Below are 18048 nucleotides of genomic sequence, written 5' to 3'. Positions count from 1 at the left end.
ACGGCAATCAAGCTGATGGAGGGCTGAAAAGCCGGGTCAGGCTTCTGCCCGCAGACCGCGCAATATTTTCTGGTAGGCCTCGGCAAACAGCCGCACGCCGTCCAGCTGCAGGCTATCTCCGACAGCGTTCAGGTCGATGCCCAGTTCGATCAGCGCCTGAATGTGGATCTGCGCTTCGTCCAGACCTTCCGTCAATTTGTTGGCGACCTGGCCGTGTTTCCGGAAAGCGGCCAGCGTCGCGTCGGGCAGCGTGTTGATGCTTTCCGGACCGATCAACGGTTCGACATAAAGCACGTCGCTGTACGCCAGATTCTTGCTGCCGGTACTCGCCCACAGCGGCGTCTGCGGCCGTATGCCGGCCAGGCGCAGCAGGGCGAAATCGGGCCCGTGAAAGATTTCCCGGTAACGGCCATGGCAGCATTTGGCCAAGGCGACACCGGATCGTCCGCTGAGTCGCGCGGCGTGCATGGTGCCAAGCGCATCGAGACGTTTATCGACCGCGGTATCGACGCGGCTCAGGAAAACGCTGGCCACGGAACGCAAGTGCCGGGCTTGCCCGCCGCTTTCCAGCCAGCGAATGGCCCCGCGCAGGTAGGCCTGGACCACAGCATCGTACTGGGCCAGCGAAAAGATCAGGGTGACGTTTACCGAGATGCCTTCTGCGGTCAACCGGAAAAAAGCCTCAATTCCGGAAGGCGTGGCCGGCACCTTGATCAGCACATTGTCCAGACCGACCTGTTGTAGCAGACGGCGCGCCGCGGCAACGGTGCCCACCGTATCGTTGGCCAGCGCCGGCGAGACTTCCAGGCTGACGTAACCAACCTCGCCACGGCTCTTCCGGAAAGCCGGCAGCAAGATGGAACAGGCGGCGCGGATGTCGGCGATGACCAGCGATTCGTAACAAGCCTCGGCATCGAGCCCGGCACCACGCAGGCGTTCGAGATCCTCGCGGTAATAGGTCCCGTTGGCGATGGCTTTCTCGAAAATGGACGGATTCGAGGTAACGCCATCGATGCCGTCCTCGTTGATCAGGCGCTGCAGGCCGCCCTCGCGGAGCAGTGTGCGCGACAGGTTGTCGAGCCAGATATGCTGGCCGATCGCCTTGAGTTCCAGTAGCGGATTCTTGCTCATATCTTTGCTCCCGACCACTGCCAATCGAGAATTTCCGGCATGTCTTCGCCGTGTTCGAGGATGTATTGGGCGTGCTCGTTGAGCTTGTCGCGCATGGCTTGCTTGATGTGCGGCGCCTGCGCCTGCAGCTTGGGTACCCGAGTGGCGACGTCCATGACCAGATGGAAACGGTCGAGGGTGTTGAGCACGACCATGTCGAACGGCGTCGTCGTCGTGCCCTCCTCCTTGTAGCCGCGGACGTGCAGGCGGGCGTGGTTGGTGCGGCGGTAGGTCAGCCGGTGGATCAGCCACGGATAGCCGTGGTAGGCGAAGATGATCGGCTTGTCGGCCGTGAACAGCGAGTCGAATTCGTCGCTCGACAGGCCGTGCGGGTGCTCTTCCTGCGGTTGCAGGGTCATCAGGTCGACGACGTTGATGAAGCGGATTTTCAGGGTCGGCGTCAGGCTATGCAGGATGTCGATGGCGGCGAGCATTTCGAGCGTCGGCACATCGCCGGCAGCAGCGAGCACGATGTCCGGCTCGCCCGGCTGGTCGTTGCAGGCCCATTCCCATAAACCAATGCCGGCGCTGGCGTGGTTGATCGCCGCTTCCATGTCCAGCCACTGCCAGTCCGGCTGCTTGCCGGCAACGATGACATTGACCAGGTTGCGGCTCTTCAGGCAGCGGTCGGTGACGTAGAGCAGCGTATTGGCATCGGGCGGCAGATAGACGCGAATGATGTCGGCCTTCTTGTTGACCACGTGGTCGATGAAGCCCGGGTCCTGATGCGAAAAGCCGTTGTGATCCTGGCGCCAGACGTGCGAGGTAAGGAGGATGTTGAGCGAGGCAATCGGCCGCCGCCAGGGAATCTCGCCGCACATCTTGAGCCACTTGGCGTGCTGGTTGAACATCGAATCGACGATGTGGATGAAGGCTTCGTAGCACGAGAACAGGCCGTGCCGGCCGGTCAGCAGATAGCCTTCGAGCCAGCCCTGGCAGGCGTGTTCGGACAGCACTTCCATGACCCGGCCGTCCGGCGCCAGATGGTCGTCGCCTTCGAAATGTTCGGCCATCCAGGTCCGGTTGGTGACCTCAAACAGCGCACCGAGACGGTTGGAAGCCGTTTCGTCCGGCCCGAAGACGCGGAAATTGTCGGGGTTCTGGCGCATCACGTCGCGCAGGAAGACGCCCATGGCGCGCGTCGCCTCGGCCACCGAACCACCTGGCGTCGGCACCGCCACGGCGTAGTCGCGATAATCCGGCAGACGCAAGTCACGCAGCAAAGCGCCACCATTGGCGTGCAGGTTGGCGCCCATGCGCCGTGGGCCGACCGGGGCCAGCGCGGCAATCTCAGGCATCAGGCGGCCCCCCTTGTCGAACAGTTCGGCCGGCTTGTAGGACGCCATCCATTCGCCCAGCAATTCGACGTGTTCCGGCTTGTCCATGTCGCTGAACGGCACCTGGTGCGAACGCCAGGAGCCCTCGCTTTGCTTGCCATCGACCGTTTTGGGCCCGGTCCACCCTTTCGGCGAACGCAGGATGATCATCGGCCAGCGTGGACGACTCTCATCGCCGCCTTCGCGCGCCTTGCGCTGGATGGCGGAAATGCTGGCCATGGCCGTGTCGACCGCAGCAGCCATCAACTGGTGCATGGTTTCCGGGTCTTCGCCTTCGACAAAGATCGGCTGGTAGCCGTAGCCGACGAACAGGCATTCCAGCTCGGTGTGGCTGATCCGGGCCAGGATGGTCGGGTTGGCAATCTTGTAGCCGTTGAGGTGGAGGATGGGCAGCACGGCGCCGTCGGTGCGCGGATTGAGGAACTTGTTCGAATGCCACGAGGTCGCCAGCGGCCCGGTTTCCGCCTCGCCGTCGCCGACGACACAGCAGGTGATCAGGTGCGGGTTGTCGAACACGGCACCGTAGGCATGGAACAGGGCGTAGCCCAGTTCGCCGCCTTCGTGGATCGATCCCGGCGTATCGGGCGAGGCGTGGCTGGGAATGCCGCCGGGGAAGGAAAACTGCTTGAACAGCCGGCGCATACCCTCCTCGTCCTGTGAAATATCCTGGTAAAACTCGCTGTAACTGCCTTCCAGCCAGGTATTCGCCACAACGCCCGGGCCACCGTGGCCGGGGCCGGCGATGAAAATCATGTCGAGGTCGTGCTGCCGGATCGCCCGGTTCATGTGCACGTAAATGAAGTTCAAACCCGGCGTCGTACCCCAGTGACCGAGCAGGCGCGGCTTGATGTGAGCCAAGGTGAGCGGCGTCTTGAGCAGCGGGTTGTCGAGCAGGTAGATCTGGCCGACCGACAGGTAGTTGGCGGCGCGCCACCAGGCGTTCATTTGGTCGAGTTCGTCGGCCGCCAGCGGCAGGTGGGTCGTGAGCATTTCGTTACCCTTGATTGAATTCATTGGTCGCCGGATTTCAAATTTGGCCGATTTTTCGGGTTGACCGTGGCATCCAGCATGTCCGACATATCCGGCACATCGGCGGCGAGAGGAACTATCGGCGCCCAATGGCAACAACCCGCTTGTGTGGCGAGGTGTCGAGCGGTTTTGTGGTCTTCTCGCTTTGGGTATTCCATTTCGTCATTCATCTGCGACCTCCGATACCAGAACAACCCGGTGCTGTGGCGATGACTATGCAGTCCGGATGCAAACATTTCCGTGCGCTAGCTAACATACACAAAGGGAATGGTGGCTGTGTGCGTTGGCGAACAGAATTCGTCGCCCCGCCGGCGCACCATCAGCGCATGCTGCTACCCGTGGACTCACGAAGAAAAGGACTTGGAGCGGCAGCCACTCAGGTCGATCTGGAACGCGTCGCCGATATTGCCAAACATGGCGCGGTATCAAAACTATTGAACGCTCCGATCACCCTGTCCGTCAAACCCGAAACCCAGTGAGGTAATCCCGTGAAAAAACTTGCCGTTGTGTTAGTTGCCCTTGCCACCCTCTTATCCGGCTGTGTGGTTTACGACCCGGCTTATCGGGATGGCGGACGCCGCGGGGATCGCGATGGCCAACCGAATCGCAGCCATGATCGTGACCGCGATGGCGTGCCGGATCGCCATGACACGCGTCCGAACAATCCGAACCGTTACTAGCCGATGAAAACCGTCGATCAGCTGGCCGCACTGTTCCCGCGCGAAAGCGACATCCCTGGCGACTGTCGCATCCTGGCGCCCATCCACCAGCGCGCCATCCTGATCAATGGCGAAATGCGCATCTGGAAGGGCGAGACGCGGACGGTGCATTCGCCGGTCTGCGTGGTGGCTGCCGACGGCACGCTGAGCCATGTCGAACTGGGGAGCGTGCCGGTCACCGGCACCGTCGAGGCCGATGCGGCCTTGGCTGCTGCCGTCGCCGCTTACGACCATGGCCGCGGCGACTGGCCGAACCTGTCGGTGGCCGAGCGCATCGCCTGCGTCGGCAACTTCACCAACCAGATCGTCGCCCGCCGCCGCGAGATCGTGAACCTGATCATGTGGGAAATCGGCAAGAGCCTGGCCGACTCGCAGAAGGAATTCGACCGCACCATCGACTACATCCGCGCCACAGTCGAGGAGCTCAAGCGGCTCGACAACAGCAATTCGCGCTTCGAGATCGTCGACGGCACCATCGCCCAGATCCGCCGCTCGCCGGTTGGCATCGCGCTGTGCATGGGGCCGTACAACTACCCGATGAACGAGACCTTCAGCACGCTGATCCCGGCGCTGATCATGGGCAATGTCGTGCTCTTCAAGCCGCCGCGCTTCGGCGTGCTGCTCTATTACCCGATGCTCGAAGCCTTCCGCAGCGCCTTCCCGCCGGGCGTCATCAACATCGTTTACGGCCAGGGCCATGTCGTTGTGCCGCACATCATGGGCTCCGGCCAGGTCAATGTGCTCGCCCTGATCGGCTCCTCCGAAGTAGCCGACCAGCTCAAGAAATCGCACCCGAAAACCAACCGCCTGCGCGCCATCCTCGGCCTCGGGGCCAAGAACGCGGCGATCATCATGGCCGACGCCGACATCGAGCTGACGGTCAAGGAATGCATCACCGGCTCGCTCTCCTTCAACGGCCAGCGGTGCACGGCAATCAAGATGATCCTGGTGCACCAGTCGATTGCTGAACAATTCCTGCGCCGCTTCTGCGAGGAAGTCGGCAAGCTGGCCATCGGCATGCCGTGGGAGGCGGGCGTCATGCTGACGCCGCTGCCCGAGATGGAAATGGTCGCCTACATGAACGAGTGCATCGCCGATGCCGTGGCCAAAGGCGCCAAGGTGATCAATCCCGGCGGCGGCAATACGGTCGAAACGCTGGTCTATCCGGCCGTGCTCTTTCCTGTCAAGGAAGGCATGAAACTCTACCGCGAGGAGCAGTTCGGCCCGATCATCCCGGTCGCCACCTTCGAGGATATCGAGACGCCGCTCGACTACGTGATCACCTCCGACCACGGCCAGCAGGTCAGCATCTTCGGCAGCGACCCGGGGCAGATCGCCTCGCTCGTCGATACCCTGGTCAATCAGGTGTGCCGGGTCAATATCAATTGCCAGTGCCAGCGCGGCCCCGACGTCTTCCCCTTCGTCGGGCGCAAGGATTCGGCCGAGGGCACGCTGTCCGTGCACGACGCACTGCGCGCCTTCTCGATCCGCACCATGGTCGCCGCCAAGCAGACCGAAGCCTCGAAAAAACTGCTCGACGCCATCGTGCTCGGCAACAAATCGAATTTCATCAATACCCACTTCATTCTTTGAGGCTTCCCACGGTCAACCGGGCTTGCTACGGTCAACCGGAAAAAACAGCCAAAATTGAAATGCCGGGGTCGAGCCTTGACGTCCGGCACAGGCCTGAACAGCTAGGGAAGTCACTCGAATCGATAGTCCTCGCCCGCATACAGCTTCCAGTCGCCATCGCCACTCAATTCCAGCACCTGCTGGTGATATTTGAGGATGGACGGCCGATGGCCGACGCTGACCAACGTTGTACTGGTCGCCGCCAACAGTCGATACAGGCTTTCTTCGTTGGCAATATCGAGGGCGCTGGTCGCTTCATCGAGGATGGCGTAGCGCGGCCCGATCAGCAGAACGCGGGCGAAGGCCACGCGTTGCTGTTCGCCGACCGACAGGACCTTGCCCCAATCCAGTTCGGCATCCAGACCATCAAAATGGGCGGCGATGTCCGGCAGGTTCACCTGCTTCAGTACCTCCAGCAACTCGGCATCGGTCAGGCCTTTCTCGACGTTCGGGTAAAGCAGCTGGTTGCGCAAGGTTCCCTGCACCATGTAGGGCCGTTGCGGCAGAAACAGCATTTCCGTGCTATCCGGCCCGATGATGCGGCCGTTTCCCGAGTGCCACAGTCCGGCGATGGCGCGCAGCAGCGAACTCTTGCCGCAGCCGCTCGGGCCAACGATCAGTACGCCCTGCCCCGGGCTGATTTTCAGCGACAGATTCTTGAGCAGGATGCGCTCATGGTTGGGCGTCCGTAGCGTGAGCTTTTCAATGGCCAGATCGGGGCCCGGCGCAAAGCGGATGACGCGTTCTTCCGATACGGGCGCGCCGTCAGTGGCGATGAGAAAATTTCGGAAAGTGTCGAGACGCTTGATCCCCGCCGCAAACTTGCTGAGGTTGTCGAAGTTGTCGATGATCACCGTCAGCGCACTCAGGATGGCGGCGAAGGCGCCGGCGGCCTGGACGGCACGGCCAACTTCAAGCTCGCCGGAAATGACCCGCTCGGCAATGATCGCACTGGGCATCACAACTGTCAGGAAGCTATAACCGAACTGAAACAGGTTGAGCTTCAGTTGTACCCGGATCAGCTTGCTGAGGTTCTCGAAAATGTCGTTGAAAAACCCACCAACCAGCGATGACTCTCGCGCCTCGCCGCGATAGAAGGCAATGGCTTCGGCGTTCTCGCGAATGCGGACCAGACTGAAGCGGAAATTGGCTTCGCGCTTGAGCTGGTAAAAGTTCAGCCCGATCAGGATTTTGCCGAAAACCAGCAGGGTTATTGCCGTGCCGGCGGCGGCATAGATGAGCAGAAAGGCAACCAGCTCTCGCGAGATGGCCCAGAGCACGCCGGAGAAAGCAATCAGCTGAAGTAGCGCCCCGAAAATAACCATCAGAAACTGCAGCGAGCGCTGGGTGAAGGTGTTGATGTCCTCGGCAATCCGTTGATCCGGATTGTCGATATCGGCGCTGGCATTCAGTTCGTAATAAGCCCGATTGCTGAAATATTCGCCGAGAAAATCCCGCGTCAGCCAGCGCCGCCAGTGCAGTGCGAGGCGGTCCCGGACATAGTAATAAAAACCGAAAACCGGCACCCCGACAACCAGGATGCCCAGGCTTATCTGAATGGAAAGCCAGAACCGGTCGATATCCTTGGCCGCCAGCGCCGAAGTGAATTCGCCCGTCTGCTCGTTGAACAGTACGGCAAATCCGGTCTGCCCGAGCAGCAACAAAATCAGCAGGACGAGCAGGCGTCTGGCTTGCCACTTTTCCTCGCCAAACCAATAAGGCGCGGCAATTTTGTGAAAGCGCAGCCAGAGGTGGCGATTAAAGCTGATCATGTTGTTTTGGGGCCTTTTCACCCCCTTTTCGGCCTGCGGCAATCTGCCGAAAGGCCGGTCGAACTGATTGAAGCCTTATTCGCCCTTGGCGACAAAGCGCACCTTGGTCGCCGGCCCCGAGGCTGAAGCCTGAACACGTCGGGTTTGCCAGGCGCCATCGATTTCAACGGCAATCTGATAGCGGCCGGCCGGCAGCTTGAGGTAAAGCAACGGCCCCTCGGTCACGCCGGAAACTGTAACCTGCCCGCTACGGCGACTGACCGTAAAGGGAATCCCGGCCAGATAATTGCCGCGCGGCCCGGTCAACATGAGGTGAACGTTATAGGCCGACGACACCTTGTGCATTTCCGTCATGGCTTCGTCGCCGACCCCACCGCTCAGCCAGGAAACGCCGGCCTGCGGGCTGCTTGCCACATTGCTTTTTGCCGCATCGTCGAGTTCAAAGGCAAGTGCCGGCACACATTGCAGAACCATTACCATGGCAATCAGGCCAAGTCGGCCGTAGCGCGTTTGTGCCTTGCCGGCGAGGACAGGTGTGAGATTAGTCATGGCAGGCCTCACCGATACTGGCCACGGTCGTTCCCGCGATGATCATCGCGGCGTCCATCATGACGATCATCCTGGCGGTGACGGTTGCGCTCCTGATAACGTGGGACGTACTGGTTGTTGTACCAGCGCTCGCGGACGAAATAGACCCGCTCGTCACAGGCGTTGTAGGCGCCGCAGTGCCGACGCCAGTTCTTGGCGTGGCCCGGGGGTACATGGAGGTAGATCGGCGGGCGGCCGGAAGCCCCGCGCCGGATCATGCGAGGTTGCGAATAGAGCAATTGCGGCCGCGGATAGTCACCGATGTCGATGCGGCCATAAAAACCCGGCTGACCGAGCGTAACCGACACCCCGACATCGGCAGCCTGTGCCGGTATCGAAGCACCGGCCAGAACAACTCCGAGCAGTAACAGGTTCAAGTTCATGGTGAAACTCCTTTGTCCATTGCCGTGCTTATTTCTTGTCACCCTGGGTCGCATCCTGAATCTTGTCGCCGGCCTTTTCGATTTCCTGACCGACCTTTTGGGTGGCCTCATCGACCTTCTTGCCAGCCTGCTCGACCGGCCCTTCCTTCTTCTGGCAACCACTCAGCGCGACGAGCAGCGCAGCCAACATGACCGCTGCGCCTAGTGTTTTTCCTGGTTTGATCATTTGCTTCTCCTTGATTACGCCATCAATGGATGCCCCGACCGATCCGGCCGGGCGCATCGCGTCTGATCACGCTCCCTTATTTGGCAACTTCGTGACCGATAACACCACCAACGACAGCGCCACCCACTGTTCCGGCAGCACTACCGCCGGTTAGTACGGCGCCACCGATGGCGCCGGCACCAGCGCCGATGGCGGTGCTCTGCCCTTGCGGCGACATGCCGGAACAGGCGCCCAGACCGAGCAAGGCGGCCACGACGACAGCGTTGAGCGAGACTCTCTGCATATTTTTCATGGAACAGACTCCTTGGAACGATCTTTTCTGACGCCTGAATTGGCGTCAGTAATTACTTGTTGAAACGTGCCTTGGCCTGGCTCAGGCAAGAATCCTTGGCGGTACCCGAATAGGTGTCGCACTTTTCCTTGGCCACGGCATAGTTGGCATCGCTCTTGTCTTCAGCGGCGTCCTTGCGGGCTTCAGTGCCCTTCTTGCTGGCGTCGCTACGCGCATCCACCGTCTTTTCAACGGCCTTGGTGTTGGCTTCGGCGGTCTTCATTTGTGCCTTGGCATCGGCCTTGGCTGTGGTTTCTGCTGCCTTGGCTTCCTTGACGCAGACATCCTTGGCGTTGCCGGCCAGGTCATCGCACTTTTCGATCGCCACGTCGTGATCGGCCTCAGCCTTGGCGACACGGGCTTCATAGCCATGCTTCTGCGTCGGCTCGTAAGCAGCCTTGAGTTCCGCTTCAGCGACCTTCTCCTTGCCCTTGGCTTCAGCCGTACAGATGTCCTTGGCATTGCCGGACAGCGAACCACAGGTGGTCTTGGCGGTCTTGTACTCAGCTGAAATCTTCTCTTTGGCGGCCTTGTAATCGGTTTTTGACATGCCTTCAGCCAAAGCGCCAGTGCTGAAGGCCAGAGCGACTGCGATTGCGACGACATTGATATTGAGCTTGTTCATGTTGTTCCTCGATGCGATTGATTATTTTCCCGCGGCAAGTAATGCCGCTGTCTTCACCAGAATCGCGCAGCGTGACTGCGGCGGCGACTCTCCGCAGAATTGACTGCGATGGGCTCGGATGGATTCAGCTTATGGGCTCGGTAGTGCCCCATCTGTCCGTTGGCGCACATAAGGAAAATCTGATCGCCTTTGCAGCGGAAACTCAGGCGCTGCCCCCAAACAAGGCGCCAACGCCGGCGGTAATCGCCATCGCCAGCGCGCCCCACAACGTCAACCGGAAGGTTGCGGAGAACACGGGTGCGCCGCCGGTCGCTCCGGCGATGGCGCCGAGCAGGGCGAGAAAGAGCAGCGCACTTCCGGTCACAGACCAAGCCAGCCAGGTGACCGGGGCGAGCAGCACGACCAATAATGGCAATGCAGCGCCCAGCGAAAACGTTGCTGCAGAGGTCAGCGCCGCCTGCAGGGGACGAGCCGTCGAGGTATCCGTAATTCCCAGCTCATCACGAGCATGGGTGCCCAGTGCATCGTGCGCCGTCAGTTGCCTGGCGACGACCTCGGCAAGGGCTGGATCGAGGCCCCGCTTGACGTAAATGGCGGCCATTTCTGCATGCTCACGGACCGGATCGGTCGCCAGTTCTTCGCTTTCGCGCGCCAGATCAGCGCGCTCGGTATCGGACTGGGAACTAACCGAAACATACTCGCCAGCCGCCATCGAAGAAGCACCCGCCACCAACCCGGCAACGCCAGCAATCAGGATGGCCTTGGCATCGGCTCCAGCGGCGGCGACACCGAGGATAAGGCTGGCCGTGGAGACGATGCCGTCATTGGCGCCAAGGACGGCCGCACGCAGCCAGCCGATGCGTGTGGTCCGGTGCATTTCAGGGTGCCGGCTTGGCGACCGGGCGCGCACTTTCGATCCCTTAAAACTGGAACAGCGTCAGCCCCAGCCCGAGGCTGGTCTGCCGATGGTTGTAGTCAAGCAGGGTCTCACCGTAGCCATGGAACAATTGCACATACCAGCGCAGGCCGGCAGGTTGATCGACGAACACCGGGTGAGTCCAGTCGAGCTGGAGCGACCCACGACTCAGCGAATCGTAATTGGTCCGCCAAGTCAGGCCGAGCGTAGAGGTTCCTGGCAACCAGGCCATGATGACTTCGCCGCGCCCGATGTGATCGACAAGATCGGGGTTGTCATCCTTGCCCTGCACGCGAATTCGTTGATTGTCACGGATCTGGAGGCTGAAGTCGCCATGCTCGAAACCGGCGCCCAGCGTAATCCGGTTCCAGCTCCGGGAAAGCGGGTCGGTCTGCCCATTCGACTGGTGGGCAAAGCCCACCTGCAGCATGCGCAGGTTCCAGCCCAGCGGCAGTTTTCCGAATTTCTCGGGAACGGGTACGACATAGATCATTTCCGGCTGGTAATCAGTGCTGCGAAATGGTGATGAATCCCCGGAGTCCCACAACTGCCACAGCGAATGCTGGGTATAGGCAGCCCACAGATCTGCTCCCGGCAGCAGCAGGTCTTCGGCAATTTTGGCACGCAGGGAAATTTGCAGCTTGGCCTCGACGCTGCGGTAGTCCTGGTTGCCCGCACTGGCCGGCTGCGTCGGACTGTGCGGAGTACGGTTCAGGTTCGAGGTGTAATGCATGGGCAGCAGGAAGTTGGGCAGGTAGGTGCGAACAACGAAGGTATTGCGCTTGTCCGTCGGGCCAAGCTCCCAGATTTTCGACATATTCGACGATTCGCGCTGGTTGTCGCTGGTGGCCACCTGTGCGTCGACCTGAGCATCACTGATCGGTTCGTTCCCGGCTTTCAGTCGCTTGTAGGCGTTGTCGTAGCAGGCCAGTCGCAGGCGGTCATCCGCTTCGTCGGCACATCCCGTCAATGGCTCGGCGGCCATCGCAGACCCCGCCAGCCAGGCCAGCACAAGGGCAGCCATCTTCTTGCTCATATTTTTCCCCGTTACCACACCTGCCCTTTCGGCAGTTGGCGTCAAGGCTACTCTGACCAAGGTCGACGTCTGTTGGCTCGCACACATACCGAGATGTCATTTTTCGACCAAACTCAGACGGCAATCTGGCAAGGAGCGAAGTGGCTCCTTGAAATAACTGCATTTAACCTGGCGAACGATACAAAGGCGCCGGGAATAGGTGTGAGTAATAGGCGTCCGTTGGAAACGCCCACGGAAACCATCCCTTAAGCAACATAGCGTTTCAAACATTAATTTTGCCAAACACGACGGCCACTACGCTGTTACAATGCGCCCCGCTTGAACGTGATCACCAGTCGCGTTACAGGTATCCGGAAATTATTTGGAGACCCAAGCGCATAGCAATTGACGGTATTTCTGACGGTATCCAAAAGATCGAATCAGAAGAAACGACGTAACCACGGCCTATACGGCGGTTACTTTGACCCCGTCAGGAGCACCAAATACCTACTCCATGACAAATCATGAAGTACCAAAACCCCGCTCTGGCGGGGTTTTTCATTTGTGACTCAGTTTTAAACCACCCCAGGTAGGGGAATTTCTGGGGAAAAACTCACTTGGTGGCTGTGCGAGCCGACCGCCATTCCAAGACCACGCCGGCCAGTTCGCTCAATTTCAATTCAGAGCCCTCTCCGCCTTTTTCTGCCTGATTATCCCAGACAAAATAGTTTGTTCGCCCGTCTGGCGCTCCGAATTGCCGATAGACTTCTGACATGATTGGAACGTGATCGCCATACCAGCAGAAACGAGCGTGGCGCGAATGCTGGATAAGGAATGCACGCATATCTCCGATCATCTGGTCTGCGTTACGAAGGTGGCGCAAATAGACCGTCAGATCGTCGCAACCGGTAGGCGGCTTCGCTGAATAGAGATCATCAATATCGTGTGCATCAGGTTTTTCCAGATGCAACGGCCCATGATTTTCCATGGTGATGACAAAAATGAAGATTGGCCCAACGACTGATTCCATCAACGACTTCACTTTTTCTGCCACCGCCTGATCGGACACGTATGGTCCAGACCGCTCCGCACCCTCGAAGCTTCGAATGTCAATGAACTCATCAAATCCGAGGAATGGATACACCCTCTCGCGGCCATAAAACGAGGCCGCATAAGGATGGATGCAGACCGTTCGGTATCCAGCTGCCTTCAGTTCCCCCGCCAGCGAATGAACATCCGCTTTCAGTATCTGACGATACGGATTGAATCGATGAACCCCCAGCATCGCTTCGGTCGCACCGCTCAAAAAGGCAAATTCGCTGCGAACCGTGTTGGCACCCCAGGCAGGTACCTGCAATTTACCGTGCAAAGTAGATTCAGCATTCAATCGGTCGAATTCAACCAGAACATCCGTTCGAATACCTGGAAAGTATGAGCGGGGATCAAAAAACGATTCGCTTTGCACAACCAGAAGATCAGGAAATTCAGGCGCCAGAGCGCCCGCATCGGGCAATTGATTCGGAATCTTCAACGGCGATTGCTCGGCCCAAGCATAGCGCCACAAGCCCCCCAAAAAACCAAGGCGCTTCGGATCTGTCTCCGGGTCGAAATCCAGTTCGGGGCCACCGTTGGAGATGATGAGCAACCCGGCAGCAATCAACAGGTGCAGCCCAACCTCTCCCAACTGGCCATCCAGTGAAAAACGAGCGGCTGGCGCGGCCTCAAGCCAAATGCCAACTGCCAGAGCAGCTGTGACCGCGACGACGATGAGCGCGAACTTCCACCAGCCGAGAAATGGAATGTAAAGCCGGGGATGCCGTATGGCATCTGTGAAGTACTCGAAATCCTGAAAGACAAACGGTTCGCGCAGAGAATGGAATTTGGCATTACTGACCTGGACCAGCAGCATCAGGAAAGCCAGGCCGACGGCCATTGCGAACCACGGACGGCCTAGCACCAGCACCAGCACGGCATGCAATATCAGCCACAGACCAGCGTGCAATGTGATGCCTTGCCATGCCCAGCGCCAGGGTGCCGGGACAGACGGCCGTAGCAGGGACACCATAAGAAACGACATGGCCAATCCCACGGTCAACGGGAAAAAAAGCCCAATTTCCAAATCAGCCCCGGTATCCGAGCCAAGCCAGAATGCGCAGCGAAACGGCGGCGGGCAGAATGGCGAGAAACCATGTGCCCAGATTGAGCGGGAACGGAAAACTGATCCGAGCCCTGTCAGCCGCCAAGCCGCGCTGAATGAACCTTGCAGCCCGAAGCGGCTGCCACAGGAAAGGCTTTGGCCCCGGCATCGCGTCGCACATCGGCGATTCGACATAGCCCGGCATAATCACGTTGACCCGGATACCCTCGGGCGCCAACCAGCCCCGCATGGCCTCGCCGTAAGCCTTGACGCCGGCCTTGCTGGCACAATAGGCCGGCGTGACCGGCAGGCCGAAATAGCCAGCTAGCGAACTGACTAGCGCGATCTGGCCGCAGCCCCGCCGACGCATGGCTGGCAGCACTTCGGAAGCGATGGCCATGCTCGCCTTGAGGTTGATGTCGATCAAGGCCTCAACTTCATCCCAGGGTTCGCCCTCGCCTGCCGGGCCAATATTTGTATTCATGCCGGCATTGATGATGACCAGATCAAGTGCCTGCGTCGCGCAAATGCTGGAAATCCAGCCCCGCAAGGCAGCCGTATCGCGAAGGTCAAATCGACTGGTCAGCACATTGGCGCCAAGTGCCGAGCAGCGTGCAGCAACTGACGCCAGCTTCGCCTCGTTACGCCCATGTAGATGGAGTTCGACGCCGGGCGCAGCGTAAACCTCGGCCAATGCACCACCGATAGCGCCTGTTGCACCGGTAATCAATACTCTTTGCATGTCCCTGCGCTCATATCAATGCTTCCAGCGGGGAGATCTCACCCTCCAGAATGGCACGGCTGTTTTGAACAGCCAACTCAATGCCCTTACGACAATAAAACCCGCCATTCACCTGGGTCGCATGAATCACCACCTTGCGGAAACGCTGGAACAACTCGCTATTAGGCGCCTCTCCCTCTTGCCAAAAATCGTCCAGAACGCCCTGAAAGGTCAGGCCCGGCAGATTGTAGATCGGATCGCTGAGCGTCACTGTCGGGCAATTGAGGCCAAGGGAGACGCTGCCGACCGTACTGTTCACGGTCACCAGCCCTCGCGCATGGCGGACCAGCAAATCGAGATCACCGGACTCCAGATAATCAACCCGGCCAACTACATCGTATTCCTTGGCGAGCCGCGAGATTACCTTTCCGTAGCCAGTCAGCCCCATGTCCAGCGGGTGATTCTTGATCACCAGACGACTTTGAACCAGCGCATGCCGGGCGAAAGACTCGATGACGAATTCGATGACCTCGGCCATGCTTTCGAATCGGGAATGATCGCGAATCTGGGCATCGCTGTTCAACTGCAAGGGTAGTACGTAATACGCAGCCTTGTTGGCAAGCAAATCTGCAATCAGTTCCGCATCCCATCGTTTCCACAAACGAAGCAACGAAAAGCGCCGGATGTAGCCAAGATACTCAACCGGTGCGCTGATTGGAGAATGCGTCCGATAGCGTGGAAACAGGAGCGGATTGGCCAACCCGGCCACATGGTAGGCGACATCATGTGCCGCCCGCACCGAGAAAGGCGAGGCAAAGGGAACAACCAACTCATCCGCGCCAAGTTCGCCACCAACTGCCCAGAACCATTCCGGATCGCGCGGCAATAGCGAATGGCCATTCACCCCTTCGCGTTCCAGCGTCACCCAGTGTGGCCGGAAATACCCCTCTTCAAAGACATGCGTACGAATTCCCAAAGCGTCTGCATGCTCGACGGCCGGGCGATGAATTGGCCTCTGGTCGCCAAACAAAACCTGGTCGGAAATTCCATGGCGATGGAAGAGCGCATCGAGGAAATCGCGCAAATCCTGCGGTCGACCACGAAAACTGATCGAATTTCCACCACTCCAGTAAGCCAGATCGCCAGCGTTGAAATTGACCTTCAAAACGTTATGGCCATCAGCCATTAAACGTTCTGCGAGACGCGAAAAAAATGGCGAGCAGACACCCTGTAGAAAAAGGAAATTCCGCTTGGTCATCGTTTATGGAACTGCAATACCAGCCGCAGGATTTTCCGCCACCACGGCAATGCACCACCCTGCCCGCGCCAAGCAATTAGTTCATCAAGCGCCCGCTCCGGCGTCGTCAATTCCCCGCTCATCCGGCTCACGTATTTGGGGTACTCGATCAATGCACCGGCGACTAGTTCATCCAGCGCCAGATGGCGGGTTCGGCGCTCTATGGGCGCCATGTCTGTCGTGAGGCCCCAGCCGGCATAAAACGGCTGGCCGTAGCAGGTCACTGATTTACCCCGCAAAAGTGCCTCAAAGCCAGCCAACGAAGTGATCACGTGAACCTCATCCACCATGCCGAGCAAGTCGCCCATGGATGCATCGATAACCTGTTCATCACACCACTGCAGCGCCGCATCTTCGTCGATGCCCTTTAGCCGCAAACCAGCCAGCACATCGGGATGTGGCTTATAAACCACCCATGCATCGGGGTTCGCCTCGCGAACCGCTCGCAGCAAATTCATGTTGCGGCGGATAGGACACACCTCTTCCGGCGCACCGTAGGTAATCGATGCATCGGTCTCGACCTGCCCTGGCACGAGAATCACGCGTCGGCTATCAGGGGGGCGCTGCCAGCCACCAGCACCAACGTTGTATTTGGTCAGTCCCGAAGCCACAATTTTCTGGCGCAAAGCCACAGCACGCTGTAACGAAATATCGTCAAACACAGTCTCTGCCAGAATATTTTCCAGTCGTGATGGGCGCGTCGCATCGAAATAGATGCCGAGATCATCGATCACCCACGACACCGGCCGGATCAGGTCTGCCCCCAACCCAACCGAACGAATAAAACCATCCTCAATCCGCAGCACCCGAACACCATCCGGGATGTCCTGAGCCGCATCGCGCATGCCCCAAACAATCAGCGTGGCCCCCGAAGGAGTGTCATTGACAGTAGCCACGAACCGAACCCGCCGCCCATGAAAGAACATACGCACATACGGCCGCTTCCAGAACGAAAAATCCAGTGCGTAAAAGGGCTGATCAGCCAGAGACATCAATCTCTCTCAGCAAATCCTCCACCACTGCGAAATGCTGCTCCCAGGTCGGCGGAGCATAACTTTCAATTCGCTCTATCTGCGTCTGGCGCTCGATACTGTCTGGCCGAACGAACTCCAGCACGGCCCGGCGCCAACCGGGTCCATCAAGCGGATCAAGATAAAGGGGAATATCTCCGGCAATTTCCCGGAATACAGGCAAATCACTGGCGATCACCGGCACGCCAAGCATGAGCGCCTCCACCAGCGGCATTCCGAAGCCCTCTATGAATGACGGAAATAGTAAGGCTTGGGCATGCGCCAGCCAGGTCGATAGTTCGCGATCCTCACAACGCGGCAACTCAATGACATGCCCTTGCAAAGCGGCACAACGATCCAGCAGATCAACCACCTGCTCACACTCCCAGCCCCGCTGGCCGATCACCACCAATTTCGGAGCAGCCTCGCCAAACTCGGCCACAAGCTGCCGCCAAAGATGCAGTAGAAGCGAGTGGTTCTTGCGTGGCTCGATAGTCCCGAGGATTACAAAATATGGCCTTTTTTCCGGTCGACCGTGGAAGGGGGCTGGCAAGCGGGCGGGCGCCAGGGAGGCAACAGCACACGGGGGTACATCAATTCCACGTTCCCTCGCATAGGCCATCAGTTCATCGCGGGTTGCCTGGGAATTGACAATCAGGCACTTGCCCGTCGAGAGCATGGTCTCCAGCCGGCGATGATGGCGGGCTGTTTCACCGGCACGACAATATTCAGGATGAGATATGGGAATCAGGTCATGCAGAAAAAATACGGGTTTGAGGCAACGCTTGACTACCTCGACGCCATAATCCGGGCGGTCTAGTCCACTATGACCTGTATTAAACAGCACCCCGCAATGGCGACTGCGCCAAGACAGCACATAAGCTTGTGCAACGCATCGCCGAATCACCGAGCCCTCGTCGCTCACTCCATCCAGCAACACCTCGAATACCCGGCGAGAATCCCGTCGATTCAATTCAACCCACCGCCCCGCAAAACGGATGAGCGCATAGGAACGGTCGATGAAACGTCGGAGATATCGCAAACTGACACGATCAACACCGGTTGGCAGTCGATTTTGCAGGAAACGGTCTGCCAGCCGGGTAATGTCAATTAGCACGGCAGGCATCTCCTGTCGCGGAC

At 59.1% G+C, this 18048-nt stretch carries 18 protein-coding genes; 3 read left to right on the top strand and 15 right to left on the bottom strand.

The window, feature by feature from the left end; all coding sequences use genetic code 11:
- Nucleotides 1–36 precede the first annotated feature (36 nt).
- Both tal and KI610_RS09550 read right to left on the bottom strand, forming a co-directional pair.
- Complete coding sequence (gene tal / locus KI610_RS09555; protein ID WP_226498412.1) at nucleotides 37–1131, bottom strand: transaldolase; 1095 nt, start codon at nucleotides 1129–1131, stop codon at nucleotides 37–39.
- Nucleotides 1128–3521 carry a phosphoketolase family protein gene (locus KI610_RS09550; protein ID WP_226498411.1) on the bottom strand — a complete coding sequence of 798 codons (2394 nt, stop codon included), beginning with the start codon at nucleotides 3519–3521 and terminating at the stop codon, nucleotides 1128–1130. The genes tal and KI610_RS09550 overlap by 4 nt, the downstream gene beginning before the upstream one ends.
- A 104-nt stretch (nucleotides 3522–3625) precedes the next feature.
- On the opposite strand from KI610_RS09550, the gene KI610_RS09545 reads away from it, so the two are divergent.
- Genes KI610_RS09545 through KI610_RS09535 form a run of 3 tightly spaced genes read left to right on the top strand, consistent with a single transcriptional unit; the run spans nucleotide 3626 to nucleotide 5848 of the window.
- A complete protein-coding gene (locus KI610_RS09545; protein ID WP_226498410.1) occupies nucleotides 3626–4015 on the top strand; it encodes a hypothetical protein in 390 nt (129 codons plus the stop codon).
- A 9-nt stretch (nucleotides 4016–4024) separates the two neighbouring features.
- Nucleotides 4025–4216, top strand: coding sequence for a hypothetical protein (locus KI610_RS09540; protein WP_226498409.1), 192 nt, complete (start codon nucleotides 4025–4027; stop codon nucleotides 4214–4216).
- A gap of 3 nt (nucleotides 4217–4219) precedes the next feature.
- The gene (locus tag KI610_RS09535) at nucleotides 4220–5848 is read left to right on the top strand and encodes an NADP-dependent glyceraldehyde-3-phosphate dehydrogenase (RefSeq protein WP_226498408.1); all 1629 of its coding nucleotides are present in this window, start codon (nucleotides 4220–4222) and stop codon (nucleotides 5846–5848) included.
- Nucleotides 5849–5958: 110 nt separating this feature from the next.
- Here KI610_RS09535 and KI610_RS09530 read toward each other — a convergent pair whose 3' ends face one another.
- The 13 genes from KI610_RS09530 to KI610_RS09470 form a co-directional block, all read right to left on the bottom strand.
- The gene (locus KI610_RS09530; protein ID WP_226498407.1) at nucleotides 5959–7659 is read right to left on the bottom strand and encodes an ABC transporter ATP-binding protein/permease; all 1701 of its coding nucleotides are present in this window, start codon (nucleotides 7657–7659) and stop codon (nucleotides 5959–5961) included.
- A 75-nt stretch (nucleotides 7660–7734) separates the two neighbouring features.
- Complete coding sequence (locus KI610_RS09525; RefSeq protein ID WP_226498406.1) at nucleotides 7735–8208, bottom strand: hypothetical protein; 474 nt, start codon at nucleotides 8206–8208, stop codon at nucleotides 7735–7737.
- An 8-nt stretch (nucleotides 8209–8216) separates the two neighbouring features.
- Nucleotides 8217–8630, bottom strand: a complete 414-nt coding sequence (locus KI610_RS09520) for a hypothetical protein (RefSeq protein ID WP_226498405.1) — start codon at nucleotides 8628–8630, stop codon at nucleotides 8217–8219.
- 28 nt (nucleotides 8631–8658) lie between these two features.
- Nucleotides 8659–8856 (bottom strand): hypothetical protein, encoded by a 198-nt coding sequence (locus tag KI610_RS09515; RefSeq protein WP_226498404.1) that lies wholly within the window; start codon nucleotides 8854–8856, stop codon nucleotides 8659–8661.
- Between the two features lie 76 nt (nucleotides 8857–8932).
- Nucleotides 8933–9148 (bottom strand): glycine zipper 2TM domain-containing protein, encoded by a 216-nt coding sequence (locus KI610_RS09510; protein WP_226498403.1) that lies wholly within the window; start codon nucleotides 9146–9148, stop codon nucleotides 8933–8935.
- A 52-nt stretch (nucleotides 9149–9200) separates the two neighbouring features.
- Nucleotides 9201–9812 carry a hypothetical protein gene (locus KI610_RS09505; protein ID WP_226498402.1) on the bottom strand — a complete coding sequence of 204 codons (612 nt, stop codon included), beginning with the start codon at nucleotides 9810–9812 and terminating at the stop codon, nucleotides 9201–9203.
- Between the two features lie 202 nt (nucleotides 9813–10014).
- Complete coding sequence (locus tag KI610_RS09500) at nucleotides 10015–10689, bottom strand: VIT1/CCC1 transporter family protein (protein ID WP_226498401.1); 675 nt, start codon at nucleotides 10687–10689, stop codon at nucleotides 10015–10017.
- 43 nt (nucleotides 10690–10732) lie between these two features.
- Nucleotides 10733–11764: a phospholipase A gene (locus tag KI610_RS09495; RefSeq protein ID WP_226498400.1), complete on the bottom strand. Its 1032-nt coding sequence runs from the start codon at nucleotides 11762–11764 to the stop codon at nucleotides 10733–10735.
- Nucleotides 11765–12356: 592 nt separating this feature from the next.
- Complete coding sequence (locus tag KI610_RS09490) at nucleotides 12357–13820, bottom strand: LTA synthase family protein (protein ID WP_226498399.1); 1464 nt, start codon at nucleotides 13818–13820, stop codon at nucleotides 12357–12359.
- A 43-nt stretch (nucleotides 13821–13863) separates the two neighbouring features.
- Complete coding sequence (locus KI610_RS09485) at nucleotides 13864–14622, bottom strand: SDR family NAD(P)-dependent oxidoreductase (protein WP_226498398.1); 759 nt, start codon at nucleotides 14620–14622, stop codon at nucleotides 13864–13866.
- 10 nt (nucleotides 14623–14632) lie between these two features.
- Nucleotides 14633–15787, bottom strand: coding sequence for a capsule biosynthesis protein (locus tag KI610_RS09480; RefSeq protein WP_226498397.1), 1155 nt, complete (start codon nucleotides 15785–15787; stop codon nucleotides 14633–14635).
- A gap of 68 nt (nucleotides 15788–15855) precedes the next feature.
- A complete protein-coding gene (locus KI610_RS09475; RefSeq protein ID WP_226498396.1) occupies nucleotides 15856–16890 on the bottom strand; it encodes a capsular polysaccharide export protein, LipB/KpsS family in 1035 nt (344 codons plus the stop codon).
- Nucleotides 16877–18025 (bottom strand): glycosyltransferase family 4 protein, encoded by a 1149-nt coding sequence (locus KI610_RS09470; RefSeq protein ID WP_226498395.1) that lies wholly within the window; start codon nucleotides 18023–18025, stop codon nucleotides 16877–16879. Before KI610_RS09470 ends, KI610_RS09475 begins: the two co-directional genes overlap by 14 nt.
- Between the last annotated feature and the right edge of the window lie 23 nt (nucleotides 18026–18048).

Source organism: Ferribacterium limneticum, from assembly GCF_020510565.1.
In the GTDB taxonomy this organism is placed as follows: Bacteria; Pseudomonadota; Gammaproteobacteria; order Burkholderiales; family Rhodocyclaceae; genus Azonexus; species Azonexus limneticus_B.
Note: the sequence above shows the minus strand (reverse complement) of the source record. Positions and strands in the feature narration are given on the sequence as shown.